Origin of the sequence: Flammeovirga sp. EKP202, assembly GCF_014534745.1 — a bacterium.
GTDB lineage: Bacteria > Bacteroidota > Bacteroidia > Cytophagales > Flammeovirgaceae > Flammeovirga.
The window spans coordinates 37,019-50,395 of record NZ_JACVVP010000056.1 but is presented as its reverse complement, the minus strand read 5'-3'; the positions used below and the strand labels follow the sequence as shown (position 1 = coordinate 50,395).

At 36.9% G+C, this 13,377-nt stretch carries 10 protein-coding genes; 7 read left to right on the top strand and 3 right to left on the bottom strand.

Features of this window, described 5'->3' with window-relative positions; all coding sequences use genetic code 11:
• The first annotated feature begins 315 nt into the window (after window positions 1–315).
• From IC221_RS24370 to IC221_RS24360, 3 genes are read left to right on the top strand one after another with little or no spacing between them, the layout of a single operon-like run.
• Window positions 316–1,425 carry an efflux RND transporter periplasmic adaptor subunit gene (locus IC221_RS24370; protein ID WP_188171449.1) on the top strand — a complete coding sequence of 370 codons (1,110 nt, stop codon included), beginning with the start codon at window positions 316–318 and terminating at the stop codon, window positions 1,423–1,425.
• Between the two features lie 18 nt (window positions 1,426–1,443).
• Window positions 1,444–4,599: an efflux RND transporter permease subunit gene (locus IC221_RS24365; RefSeq protein ID WP_188171448.1), complete on the top strand. Its 3,156-nt coding sequence runs from the start codon at window positions 1,444–1,446 to the stop codon at window positions 4,597–4,599.
• The gene (locus IC221_RS24360; RefSeq protein ID WP_188171447.1) at window positions 4,586–5,983 is read left to right on the top strand and encodes a TolC family protein; all 1,398 of its coding nucleotides are present in this window, start codon (window positions 4,586–4,588) and stop codon (window positions 5,981–5,983) included. Before IC221_RS24365 ends, IC221_RS24360 begins: the two co-directional genes overlap by 14 nt.
• A 273-nt stretch (window positions 5,984–6,256) precedes the next feature.
• Here the strand turns inward: IC221_RS24360 and IC221_RS24355 are convergent, their stop codons facing one another.
• On the bottom strand, window positions 6,257–7,003 hold the full coding sequence (locus IC221_RS24355; protein ID WP_188171446.1) for an STAS/SEC14 domain-containing protein: 747 nt from the start codon (window positions 7,001–7,003) through the stop codon (window positions 6,257–6,259).
• 210 nt (window positions 7,004–7,213) lie between these two features.
• Here IC221_RS24355 and IC221_RS24350 point away from each other — a divergent pair, with 210 nt between their 5' ends.
• The 4 genes from IC221_RS24350 to IC221_RS24335 all read left to right on the top strand — a co-directional run bounded on the left by IC221_RS24350 (window position 7,214) and on the right by IC221_RS24335 (window position 10,709).
• Window positions 7,214–8,467: an NAD(P)/FAD-dependent oxidoreductase gene (locus IC221_RS24350; RefSeq protein ID WP_188171445.1), complete on the top strand. Its 1,254-nt coding sequence runs from the start codon at window positions 7,214–7,216 to the stop codon at window positions 8,465–8,467.
• 433 nt (window positions 8,468–8,900) lie between these two features.
• A complete protein-coding gene (locus tag IC221_RS24345) occupies window positions 8,901–9,464 on the top strand; it encodes a DUF2911 domain-containing protein (protein ID WP_188171444.1) in 564 nt (187 codons plus the stop codon).
• A 221-nt stretch (window positions 9,465–9,685) separates the two neighbouring features.
• Entirely contained in the window at window positions 9,686–10,327 is a 642-nt protein-coding gene (locus IC221_RS24340; protein ID WP_188171443.1) for a hypothetical protein, read from the top strand.
• A gap of 130 nt (window positions 10,328–10,457) precedes the next feature.
• Window positions 10,458–10,709, top strand: coding sequence for a hypothetical protein (locus tag IC221_RS24335; RefSeq protein ID WP_188171442.1), 252 nt, complete (start codon window positions 10,458–10,460; stop codon window positions 10,707–10,709).
• Between the two features lie 95 nt (window positions 10,710–10,804).
• Here the strand turns inward: IC221_RS24335 and IC221_RS24330 are convergent, their stop codons facing one another.
• Entirely contained in the window at window positions 10,805–12,958 is a 2,154-nt protein-coding gene (locus IC221_RS24330; protein WP_188171441.1) for an FG-GAP-like repeat-containing protein, read from the bottom strand.
• Window positions 12,959–13,113: 155 nt separating this feature from the next.
• Window positions 13,114–13,374, bottom strand: coding sequence for a ribbon-helix-helix domain-containing protein (locus IC221_RS24325; protein ID WP_044206350.1), 261 nt, complete (start codon window positions 13,372–13,374; stop codon window positions 13,114–13,116).
• Between the last annotated feature and the right edge of the window lie 3 nt (window positions 13,375–13,377).

Below are 13,377 nucleotides of genomic sequence, written 5' to 3'. Positions count from 1 at the left end.
GTTTGAAGCTGAATCTCTCAAAAAAAGATAATTATCTTTTCTGCTTAGACAGTCCGAACTACTGGGGTAACTATACACTTTAATAGGTTAATAAAAAATGAAGACGCAGGAAACTTAAAAGTAAAACATATCCAACACGCAACAACATAAACTGGCAGTTAATAATAATTTGACACAAACACCCTCCAAACCTCACCACTTTCCTATCTCTTATTTCTTAATAAATACTAACAAGTCAACTTTTGTTTAAACAATTAAATTAAAAGCTCGAACTTCGCAACAACTTAATTATCAACCCTAACAAACAGGATAATAATGTCCAACAACAAAAGCTTAATTCTTTTATTATCACTTCTAGTACTATCGTGTAATAAAGATGAACAGACTACAAACAAGAAACCAATCCACCCCTATAAAGTCGTTGAGGCTGAGGTAAGAGATGTATCCTATGAGAAGTCATACCCTGCGAGTGTGAAAGGTGAAGTCAGTAGTGAAGTACGTGCAAAAATTAGTGGCTATATTGATGCCGTATATGTAGATGAAGGCCAGAAAGTAAGGAAAGGCCAAAAACTGTTTCATATTGAAACGGCTTCTTTGAGTGAAGAAGTACAAACTGCCAAGGCTCAGGTAGAAGTAGCTGAGGTGGAAGTGGATCGTTTACGTCCGTTAGTAGAAAAGAAAGTGATCTCTGAAATTCAATTGAAAACCGCTGAAGCTAGATTGGCGGAGATGAAAAGTAACTTGAACACAATCTATGCTAACATCAGTTACGCCACGATCACAAGCCCTGTAAATGGAGTAGTAGGATCTATTAATTTCCGTCAAGGTACATTGGTGGGACCTAATACCGAATCACTGACAGAGGTATCTGACATTCAGAATGTGTATGCTTATTTCTCTATGAACGAGAGAGATTTCCTTTCTTTCACGAAAGATGTGAAAGGAAAAGACATGGAAGAAAAAATCAAGAACTTACCTCCGGTACAATTAAAATTGGCGGATGGTTCTATGTATGCTAATGAAGGGTACATAGTGACGATTTCTGGTAGTATCAACCAAGAAACGGGTTCGGTGTCTTTTAGAGCGAAGTTCCCCAATCAGGAAGGTATTTTGAGAGATGGTAGTAGTGCTCGTGTGATCGTGAAAAATAGGGTGACTGATGCGTTGGTGATTCCTTATCAATCTACGTTTGAGCAACAAGGTCAGACGATAGTGTACAGAGTGTCTGAGAGCGATTCTTTATACACAAAGAAGGTGGTTTCAACCATTAAAACGGACAAGTTATTGGTAGTAGATGAAGGGATCCAAAAAGGGGATAAGATTCTTGCTGAAGGTGTAAACATTGTGCGTTCAGGTCAGAAAATCGTTTCTAAACCCACTACTGTTGACGAAGTGTTAGAAACTTACAAAGCAACTTTCAAATAAAGACTTAACTCCAATTTCATGTTACAAAAATTTATTGACAGACCTGTATTGTCAACAGTAATCTCTGTAGTGATTACTTTGTTGGGGATATTGGGTTATATGGACTTACCGGTATCTCAATATCCGAATATTGCTCCACCAACTGTAGCGGTAACGGCCAGTTATCCGGGGGCAAGCTCACAAACTATTCTAGAAAGTGTAATTGTGCCGATCGAAGAGCAAATCAATGGGGTAGAAGGCATGACCTACATGACTTCAAGTGCATCCAATGATGGTGCTGCGTCGATTACGGTATTCTTCGAACAAGGGGTAGACCCTGACGTTGCAGCCGTAAACGTACAAAACAGGGTAGCCAGAGCCAATTCGAAATTGCCTGCGGAGGTGATTAGAAGTGGTGTGATTACTGAAAAGAAAGAAAACTCTGCCTTGATTTATGCAGCAGTTTACTCAGAAAATAAAGATTACGACGAAACTTTTGTATCCAACTATTTCAATATCCAATTGAAACCGGAGATCCAAAGGGTAAAAGGTGTGGCTTCTGTAAGCGTTTTTGGTATGAGAGACTATTCGATGAGAATATGGCTTGATCCTGCAAAAATGTCTACCTATTCAGTCACAACAGCGGATGTTCAAAATGCCATCAACGAGCAAAGTTTAGAAGCAGCCGCAGGTGCATTAGGACAAAACTCAGGTTCACCTTTTGAGTTTGTGATCAAATATAAAGGGCGTTATAAAACAGCTGAAGAATACAAGGACATCATTATCCGTTCGGAAGGAAATGGTCGTTTCCTGCGTTTGAAAGACGTGGCGGAAGTGGAATTGGATGCCTTTTCTTATGATACAAAATCAATTACGTTGGGTCATCCAAGTGTGAGTTTTGGTATTTTCCAAACTCCAGGTTCCAATGCACAAGAGGTAATCGAAAACTTACACGTAGAGCTACAACGATTAGAGAAGTCTTTTCCTGATGGAATTAAATACGTGATCAATTACGATACAAACAAGTTCCTAACGGCTTCTATGGAGAAGGTACAAATGACCTTGATTGAAGCGTTTATTTTGGTATTCCTTGTGGTTTTAATCTTCTTACAAGATTTTAAATCTACACTAATTCCAGCGATTGCCGTACCAGTTGCCATTATCGGTACTTTCTTTTTCTTGGGTGTTTTAGGGTATTCCTTAAACTTGCTGACCCTTTTTGCCTTAGTACTCGCCATTGGTATTGTAGTGGATGATGCAATTGTGGTCGTTGAAGCCGTCCATGCTAAAATGGATGGAGGAATGAAGGATTCGCACAAGGCCACAAGTAAGGCCATGAGTGAAATTTCGGGAGCAATTATCTCAGTGACATTAGTAATGGCTGCGGTATTCGTTCCGATTACCTTTATCAAAGGACCTTCAGGGGTATTCTATGAGCAGTTTGGTGTGACATTGATTATCTCGATTTTAATCTCCGCGGTCAATGCCCTAACGTTGAGTCCTGCCCTTTGTGTACTTTTCTTGAAGTCTCATGAAGGAGAGGAGAAGAGGTCGTTTTTGGATAAATTCTATGAGGCTTTCAACTTAGCTTTTAATATAGGTGTAAAGAAATACACAAGAACGTTAGAAGTTTTCTTAAAGCATAAATGGCTGACATTAGTAGCCTTGGTTTTCAGTTTTGGTGGCATCTATTATTTCGATGCGAACACTCCATCAGGTTTCGTTCCTTCAGAAGATAGAGGTGTAATTTTCATCAATATGGAATTACCAATTGGTTCTTCGATGGACAGAACTTTTGCCATGACCGAAGAAATGTTGGCAGCTATGAAAGGAACAGAAGGGGTGCACTCTATATCGATGCGTTCGGGTTCCAACTTCTTCTCAGGAGCAGGTAGTTCTTATGCGACAGGATTCGTTCTTCTCAAAGATTATGATCAAAGAACAACGCCTGAGACAAGTATCAAAGGAATTATCGCCGAATTGAAAAAACGTACGGCACATATCAAAACTTCTAAAACCATTTTCTTTGTACCTCCAAGTATTCCAGGTTTTGGTAGTTCGGATGGTTTTGAATTCCAGATTTTGGATAAAGCTTCTGGTCAATTATCAGGATTGGATGAAGTGGCAAAGAACTTTACTACTGAGATTCAAAAGTCAGATGTGATTGCCTTTGCTTCCAATTCATTCAATGTCAATTTCCCTCAATTAGAAATGGAAATTGATGTAGCCAAAGCTAAAGAATCGAAAGTATTGGTAGGAGATATCTTCAAATCCATGCAAGGTTTTATTGGTGGTTACTATGTAGCGGACTTCACAAGATTCGGTAAGCAGCTTCGTGTAAATATGCAGACAAAGCCTGATGACCGTAAAAACCAAGGGAGTTTGGACAACATGTTCGTAAGAAACAGCGAAGGAACAATGGTGCAGATTTCGGAATTCGTGAAGTTGTCAAGAACATACGGTCCACAATCCATCAAAAGGTTCAACCTGTACAATGCCGTAACGGTAAATGGTGGTGTAGTACAAGGACATAGTTCAGGAGAAGCGATTGCTGAAATCAATAGAATAGCAGAACAAACATTGCCTCTTAATTATGAAGTAGCCTACTCTGGTTTGACAAGAGAAGAGATCAGTTCTTCAGGGCAATCAGTATACATCTTTATGTTGAGTATATTGTTTACTTACCTTTTCTTGGCGGCCCAATATGAAAGTTATGTGCTTCCATTTGCGGTACTCTTCTCACTTCCTTTTGGGGTGTTGGGTGCATATGGATTTACGAATTGGTTAGGATTGGAAAACAATATTTACTTCCAAGTAGCCATGATTATGTTGGTCGGTTTATTAGCGAAAAACGCCATTCTGATTATTGAGTTTGCCCTCCAAAGAAGGAATGAAGGCTACTCACTTTATGACGCCGCAATTGAAGGTGCAAGAGAGCGTATTCGTCCTATCCTAATGACATCCTTTGCATTTATCTTAGGTTTAATGCCGCTAGTAATGGCAACAGGAGTGGGTGCAGCAGGTAACCGATCGATTGGTACGGGTGCCGTAGCGGGTATGTTGGTTGGTACCTTATTGGGGCTGATTTTCATTCCAGTACTCTTCGTCGTCTTCCAAGGTATTCATGAAAAACTATTTTCGAAGCGTACTCCTCAAAAACCTGAAAAAGAAGAACTAGAACATGCAGTATACTAAACTAATCCTATCAAGTGTGCTCTTAAGTATGCTTGTGTCTTCTTGTTTAGTCCGTAAAGATTACACAAGAACAGTAGAAATAGATAACGACGAACTTTATAGAATCAGCAATGAAAATGTAGCTCATGATCAGAATTTTGGGCAGATCATTTGGTCAGATTTCTTTAAGGACAGTTTGTTGACGGATTATATTGATAGAGCAATTACCAAAAATTACGATGTGAGAATTGCATTGGAAAATGTGGAAATTGCCAAGTCATTTTATAAACAAGGAAAGAGCATCAACTTACCGACCATTAACGGTAATGTTTCCGCAGGTTATACTCAAAACTCAGCGAACACACCGATTGGTAATGCTTTCGGAAATCAACAGCAATACAATGTGGGTGTGGATATGTCGTGGGAAGCGGATATTTGGGGTAAATTAAAAGCCACAACGGAAGCTTCAAGAATGAATTTGCTGACACAAGAGGAAGTAAAGAAAGCCATTGTTTCCGATTTAGTAAGCCAAGTCGCTTTTAATTATTACCGCTTGATTGGTTTTGATAAGCAAAGAGAAATTTTGTTGAAAACCATCAAATCGAGAGAGGAAAGTCTTGAAGTAACCGAAGCACTTTACAAAGCAGGTGAATTAACATTGGTCGCTGTAAAGCAATCAGAAGCCTTACTTTACAATTCAAAAGTATTGTTGGTAGAAGCAGAAAAGAATATTGAAATCTCAGAAAATGCCATTTCTTTCTTAATGGGAGAAAACAACCACACCATTGAAAGAGACTCAGTATTCAATGACCGTTTTGATTTTAAGTTAGATGTAGGATTACCTATGCAGCTGTTGGAAAACCGACCGGACGTAAAAGCGGCAGAGTACAACTTGATCAGGACTTTTGAAAACGTAAATATTGCAAAGGCGAATTTCTATCCCTCTTTAAGAATTTCTGCCTCGGCGGGACTTCAAAGTATTCAAGTACAAGATTGGTTTAACCCCTCTTCCTTTTTATTCAATGTGTTAGGTTCAGCAACCCAACCGATCTGGAATCAACGTCAGATCAAAACACAATATGAGGTGACACAAAGCGAAGAGAAAATAGCATTGCTCAACTTCCAAAAGCAAATTCTTTTGGCAGGGCAGGAAGTTTCAAACTCAGTCTTAATCATCGACAAGCAAGAGGAAGTAATCTTCAACCAAGAAGCAGAATGTGAAGCCTACCGTTTAGCCGTAGAATATTCACAAGACCTTCTCGTTTCAGGTTCCGCCAATTACTTGGAAGTCATTACGGCTCGTCAGAATCTTCTGAATGCAGAACTTATATTAGTCAACAATAAGCTTGAAAAAATTAATGAACTGATCCGCTTGTATAACGCCTTAGGTGGCGGATGGAGCTAAAAGTGTTTTATTCGAGTGCCTATGATGTTTAGAAATCAGGAGATTTCTGATGATCTTTAAAGCACGAATGACGCTATCGCTTAACATTCGCGCTAGTGGATTTTGTGGCAGAATCTTTAAGTTGCAGTTATTGTAGGGACATTTTATTAAAACGTCCTCGCGAACCACAATAAATGTCTATTATTAATAACGAAAATCTAGTTTACAATATTAAAATTCTGTGCCCACTGGCATAAAAAAGCACTGGTTGAATGGCCAGTGCTTTTCTATTTTTTATCGATTCAACCAAGTTTTAGCCCTTTCTTTATCGGCCACTTCAAAGTGTTCCATATTGATACCAGGCGTAAAAATATCACCGATTTTCACCAAAAAGTCCATCCATTCCCCACTGTTTACGATCGCTACTTTTTTGATATCAGAGTAATATTTGATGCCTGTTTTAAAGTCGTCCCACATCGCTAAGATATTGCTGTACCCCTCAAAACCTGCAAATTCCATATAAAGGTTTAGAGGTTTGCCAGCGTTGATCTGAGATGAAAACTCACTGTCAAGCCCCACATACTCCTGAGGATTAATTTTTCCTGTAAAACGGTAGGCTAGGAAGTTGTCATTGTCTTCCACTTCTATTTTATGAATTCCTGGAACGAAAGCTTCCTCTTTTTGTAATAACCATACGAGAGCCTCATCACGCTCTTCCGTTTTAAACATTTTGATTGGAATATTTGGAATCATAAAGTCTACAATACCAGATATTTTTTGCATCCATTCCGTATCACTTACAAAAGCATATTTTTCCAGTGCTTTAATGGTTTTCGCTTTTGTTTTTAATAAATCAATGAACGCTTTGAAATCTTCAACTCCTCCGATGGCTTCAATTTCACCGAGTAGTTTTATTTTCCCATTTTCATTTGTTTTTTCTTCTATTGCCTTGAAAAACTCTTGAAGTCCTTCCTCATCAATTTTACCATTAATTGTGAAGCCGATGACATTGGAGCCTAATGTTGAATTAATTTTTATCATAATTTTTTCTTTTTTGGGTTTTTAATACGCCCTCATTTCTGAATTGTTACGTTTAAATTAGTAATAATCACCGAATAATTTCTAGCAGAGGCATAAAAAGCCAGAAATTGATATTTCGTGATTTCTTTTTGATAACACTACGATGAAAATCACTTTTTATATAGTAGTGATTTGAGTATTTTCGATGTAGAAGAAAACCAAATAAATCTTATGAAAGTAGCAGTAATTGGAGCAGGAATATCAGGCTTGTATGCCGGTCACATTTTAACGGAGTTAGGTTATGATGTTTCACTTTTTGAAGCTTCGAATAGAGTAGGAGGCAGGATAGCCACTCAAACAATACACGAACATTTATTTTTAGAAATGGGTGCTGCTGAAATACACGGAAATAGAAGTGTCATTTTTGAAATGTTGAAACATCTAGATCAAAAGTTAGAGCCAATAGTTGGAAATGAATATATATGGTATGATCAAAAATTAGCCGACCTTGATGCAACCGAGCATTTGCCTGATACAGTACAGCAATTATTAAATTACTTTTATTCGATTGAAGAGGAAGATTATGACGGGTCAGTGTTAGATTCGTTGAAAGAAAAAGGACTTTATCACCCCAACCTAAAGTTTGTCATCAGAGGGATATTGAGCGAATACAGTGCTCACGTAGAAAAAGTACATGCTTCTACTTTAGGAGAAGAAGAGTGGCGTTGGTCATCGGGTGATAAAAACTATTTTAGCTGGGGCAGATACAGCTCGGCAGTAACTTATTTTGAAGATAAATTAAAGGATAAAATTCAATTGAACACCCCGATTGTAGATGTCAATTATGAAGGGGAACAAATATCGATTCTTACGCATAAAGGAGAGACACTCCCATTCGATAATGTAGTTGTCAGCGTACCTTTAGGTGTCTTAAAAGAGAAAAAAATAAACTTCACTCCCTCTCTTCCAATGGAAAAACAAAAAGCGATAGAAGATATTGGTTTTGGAAAAGGGCGTAAATTATTTATTGAATTTTCAGAGACTTTCTGGGATGAAGATTTAGTGGAAATTATAGGCGGTAAAAAATGCCCAAGTTATCTGGTACGTCCTTCTCACCCCAAGCATATTGTGGCCTATTTAATGGGCGAAGCATCAAAAGAATTGGATCAGTTGGAAGATGATGAGTTGGCGGAAGTTTTATTAAATGACTTACAAGAAATCTATCCTGATATAGAGGTGATGTCATTGTATATGAGTCATCATGGAAAAGACTGGACCAAAGATCCATTTATAAAAGGAACTTATTCTTATTCAACAAAAGGCACTTTGGAAGGAAGAGAAAATCTTAAGCAGCCAATAGAAAATAGATTATTCTTTATTGGAGAGGCTTGTAGAACAAATGGACACAGTGCAACAGTACATGGAGCCATGGAAACAGCGGAAGAATTGGCCGATAATTATTTCCCTGACTTAAAGAGTGTATGATTTTTGTTTAATGACATCTGATATTTGTGTGTAAAAACATTATAAGTACATTGTAAAATAAGTTTTCGGCTATTTGTGCTTTTTAGAAATCAGGAGATTTCAGCTGATCTATAGGACACGAATGACGCTAACGCTTAACATTCGCGCCAGTGGACTTTCTACCCAATTCGTTTGGTAGCCTTGAATTTTTTGCTTCAAGACAAAAATGAAGAAGAAGGGAGCTTGAAAGTACATTCTATAAATGCTTGCAGAAAGGTTGATTAAAAGTTGACGATAATTTAGTTTACAATGTAATAAGTATCAATACAATCAAAGAAGACGGATAATAAGTGAGTAGTGTGTTATGAACCAACTCATTACCATTTTGTACTTCGTTTGGTACTTAATTTTTTCAGCACTTAAACCATCTATGTTAAACACTAAAAAAAATACGATGAGAAAGATTTTTGTTATTGTTTTAGGGGTTCTTTTAGGAATAGGTATTTTAGGTTATTTCGGTCAAAAAATGATGATTTCAGAGACAAAAAAACACAGTCCTGAAATAGAACAAAACTTTGTTGATGGCGATACTAAAATAAATATACATTATTCATCACCTTTCAAAAAGGGAAGAGTGATTTTTGGTAATCTTGTTCCCTACGGCCAAGTTTGGAGAACAGGTGCCAACGAACCAACTACATTCAAAACGAATGTCCCATTAATTATCAATGGTAAAAATTTACCCGCAGGACAATATACTTTGTGGACGGTTCCGGAATCCAAAACATGGAAAATTATTTTCAACAATAAAGTATACGGTTGGGGCGTAAGTTTTGGAGGAAAAGCAAGTAGAGATGAAAGCTTTGATACTGTAGTGGTAGAAACCAATGTGATCAATAGTGATACTATTATGGAAAGCTTAAGAATATGGATTGAAAAATCTGGAAATGTGGATAAATACCACTTAAAGTTAGGTTGGGATCAGACCTTAATCGAGCTGGATGTAGATAAAGCTTAAGATCAAATAAAGCTGTTTTAGGTTTTATTTCGAAATACAAAATAATGCACAGTGAGGCAATCTTAGTACAGAATTGAATAATTCTTATAGGATTGCCTTTTCTTTTTATCATTTCTCAAAAGTATTGTTTAACTTAACTAGGAAGACAAAAGAATTTTAAGTAATAGTTCATAACTTTGCTATTGGATTCTATAAACGAAAATTTATCTAATAGGAAAGAAATGACAGCATCAAAAATCACTTTAGAAGAATATTTAGATGGTAAAGAGGTAACATTTAAACGATTACCTAAGTTTTTTAAAGAAGGCTCTAGAGTGATGGGGGCGATGTGGGAAGCCATTGAGGGGATTGAAGAATTTCAAGAAAAAGGTGATCCTTCACAAGTTTTCATTACACTGTTCTTTGAGGAGGAAACGAATAGTATTCTTATTCAAGAAACAAGGTATGCTATGTCATCGCTTTTTGAAGTTGAGGTAAAAGGAAATCATGTCACTATTGATATTCTAGATTTGATTTCTGCTTTGAGAAGGTTTGCTGGTAAATTGCCTGTAGAAAAAGAGCCAGTGCCAGAAATTTTAGAATTTATCCTTTACTCTGCCTACTATGGATATGATCAAAAAGATGCGGATGATATTGCCACTCGTATTGTCAACGCTGCTTACCTCAATGGTAGAGGAGAAGTAGACGAAAATGACTTTTATGATATAATAGATGCCTTGTATGAACCTCCAAAAGAGTTTTTCGTTGATGAATATATGGACGAGGATGTTTTGGAAAACATTGAGGTGCAAGAAACAGTATACGATAACTTACCTGCAGTACTGTGGATTTTAAGAAAACATTTAGTCCAAGATAGACATTAATAGGTCATCGGGACTTTGAATAAAGAGTGAAGAAGGTTGGTGTATCAATATTACGCTACCCAAAACATTCTTCACTCTTTATTTAAATTAAATTATAATTGTTCTATTTATAACTCAATAACAAAAGACTATGGTAGAATTATCAAAGAAAGACAAGTATTTAAGTTTAACAATTGCGGACCTACTGATTAATGACCAAGGAATTCAGTCAGAAGACGAAGTTGAAAAATTACCCAAAGAACATATTGTGAGCATGTTGGATAAACTACAAGAAGGAAATGCTTCTAAGGTGGTCATTACAGATACTTATCTGCATACTTTTAGAGCTATTCTGAAGTTTGATGTTGCTTACCTGCTCCGTTCTAATCGCTGTTGTTCATAAAGTAAGATGAAAAACAGCGACTTATTCACAATTTCCCGATAAATGCTCATTTGTCTCTCCTGTTTTCAAAGAGAAACTTGAATAAGTGTGAATAGTTATTGAATAAGTAGCTTTTTTGTGAATAACTTCTCGTTTCCATCACTAAACTGAACAAAATAAACACCCTTCACCCAATTATTTGTTGATAACTTAATTTTTGACTGAGGAGTAATCTTACCTCTTTCAAGTGTTACAGCCTTTGTTGAAATGATTTTGTAATCCAAGAATAACACACTGTTATTTTGTAATGTAACTTCCGTAGTACTTGGATTTGGGAAGATAGTTAGGTCCAATTCATTAGAAGGTAAGGGCAAGATACTTGTGGGAGATTCGTGTATTCCAATTGACGATAGCTGTAATCCACCTCCTTCAGATCCCATAATGATATAATTTCCGATTTTAGTTCCAGTCCCTTTTTTTCCTAAGCTGATCATTTGAAATGCATTTTTTGCAGGATCAAATAATACCTCTTTTTGATAATTACCACTAGTGTTAACAGCATAATTTCTCCAGATTCTAGGCAAGCCACTTTCATCCAATACAAGCAAATCTATGCTTCCGTTATCGTCCAAATCTTCTATAAGTATACTTGGATATTTTCTCAATAAATCTCCTTCAATTTGAGGAAATAGGTTTTCACTACTTTCTTCAAATTCTTGATTCTCTTGCTGTAAATATGTTTTCAATTCACCAGAAAAAGTACCTACTACAATATCAATGCGTCCATTCTGATCAACATCCACCATTGAAACACTTTCTTCAGGACGGTGAGATACTAGTTGGGATACATTATTGAAATCAATATTCCCACCTACAATGGGCAGTAAATAGACTCCAGCTTCATTGGAATTGGGTGTTCTAGCGCTCACCAATAGTTCCTTAGTACCGTTGTTGTTGTAATCAACCCAAAAAGGAATAATATCAATTTTACCCCAATCGGATAACCCAAGATAATCTCTTTCTACCATTTCGAAACTAGGGTTTTCATTCGTACCTGTATTCCTTAAGAAAGCCATACTTCCTCCATAAGTTTCAAGTTGTTCATTGAATGAATTCCTATAACCCATTAAAAGATCTAGTACTCCGTCTTCGTCCACATCTACCGCAAAAGGTCTGCTTCTTTCCCCAAAGTCTAATGTTTGAAACAGCTGCGTTTTTTCAAATTCCCATTCTTTCGTTGCATTATTAAACGTGTACATCCATGTACTTTTACTGAAATCGGTTTGATCACCTTCATTAGAAGTGAGGTTAGGTGAGATTAGCATTTCTTTTTCATTGTCTTGAGTATAATCAATGAAAAAAGCCGCAGGGAAAATAGGAATACTTACAGGGTCTTGTGCAGGGAAGTTGGTAATACTTTCATTGAAAAGAGGGGCCGCATTACTGCCTTTATTGGGAATTGCAACCAGGTTAGAACAACTCATTTCACCGATTAAAACATCTCCTAATCCATTTTTATTGATATCATAGATGGTCACGGCAGACCCTAAGTGCATAATTCTACCATTGGACGAGCAGTTTTGCCCATCGAAAATGTAAGTAGCACAATCACCGCATTCATGAAAATTACCCCAGTTGTTGGTCACTTTTTTATACATCGGGGCTCCTTGGTCATTGAGTCCAACATGTTGATGGTATTCGATGGAACCACCGACAGAAGGAACAAAGGTGAAGAAATCCAATGCTCCATCATTATTGATATCATAAAATGCAGGCGTATCTAAAAGGGAGGACAAGAGAGGAGCAGCTGCACCAGAAAACGAGGTGGTCTCTATCAATAAGCCATTTTTAGAAAAAGCAAATTGCTGAGTATTTGAAGTGTTTTTATAAAAATAGATGCCGTCTTCTTCCCCAATAATCAAATCTTTTTGACCATCTCCATCAAGGTCTTGGAGGTGTAACCAAAAACGAATGGAAGAGGGGAAATAGGAGATAAATTGCGGTGCATAAACCCATTGATTGTCTTGGTGAATGTAAGGAATAATTCTCCGACTAGCTCGATCAAAAAGAACTAGCTCATTTTGACCACTTAGGTTTAAATCAATTTCGAAAAACTGAACGGCATTAATACCGCCGTTCCAAGGGTCTGTAATCTCATTTCCGTTTTCACGAATAGAAATATTTTGTTGAAGTGTGAGCCCAATATGTTGACTCCATGAAAAGTTAGGAATAAATAAGCTCAGAAGTAATGGTATTAATTTTTTGATCATAAGGGCCGTTCATTAGATTTAAATATAAATAAGTAAGAGGAAAAAGTAGTAAGGTAATGGTTTGTAGTATAAGGCATAAGCCGTAAGGAATTGTAGCTCGTGAAATGCATTTTGTTTACTTTTCACGAACTACTTTATATAATATTTCCTCTTCTCTATAAATCTACTTGAAAATCAAGATAGAAACTAATTGCTTCTTGAATTATTTCTTCTTCCGTTCTGCCTTCTTTTTGTGCTAAAGCAGTGATTTTATTTTGTTGTTCTTCTGTTAGTCCAAATGTTGGATTTTTTGGAGTGGCAGGAATCACTTTTTCTTCCTTTTTGACAGGCTCCACTTTAGGAGCTTCATTGCTTTTTGATAAGGATGATCCACCTAAAAGAGAATCCAATCCACCAGAGAAATTTTTCTTTGCCATAAT

Coding starts and splice junctions, on each gene's coding strand:
- IC221_RS24370 (WP_188171449.1), top strand. CDS start 316: ATGTCCAACAACAAAAGCTTAATTCTTTTATTATCACTTCTAGTACTA.
- IC221_RS24365 (WP_188171448.1), top strand. CDS start 1,444: ATGTTACAAAAATTTATTGACAGACCTGTATTGTCAACAGTAATCTCT.
- IC221_RS24360 (WP_188171447.1), top strand. CDS start 4,586: ATGCAGTATACTAAACTAATCCTATCAAGTGTGCTCTTAAGTATGCTT.
- IC221_RS24355 (WP_188171446.1), bottom strand. CDS start 7,003: ATGATAAAAATTAATTCAACATTAGGCTCCAATGTCATCGGCTTCACA.
- IC221_RS24350 (WP_188171445.1), top strand. CDS start 7,214: ATGAAAGTAGCAGTAATTGGAGCAGGAATATCAGGCTTGTATGCCGGT.
- IC221_RS24345 (WP_188171444.1), top strand. CDS start 8,901: ATGAGAAAGATTTTTGTTATTGTTTTAGGGGTTCTTTTAGGAATAGGT.
- IC221_RS24340 (WP_188171443.1), top strand. CDS start 9,686: ATGACAGCATCAAAAATCACTTTAGAAGAATATTTAGATGGTAAAGAG.
- IC221_RS24335 (WP_188171442.1), top strand. CDS start 10,458: ATGGTAGAATTATCAAAGAAAGACAAGTATTTAAGTTTAACAATTGCG.
- IC221_RS24330 (WP_188171441.1), bottom strand. CDS start 12,958: ATGATCAAAAAATTAATACCATTACTTCTGAGCTTATTTATTCCTAAC.
- IC221_RS24325 (WP_044206350.1), bottom strand. CDS start 13,374: ATGGCAAAGAAAAATTTCTCTGGTGGATTGGATTCTCTTTTAGGTGGA.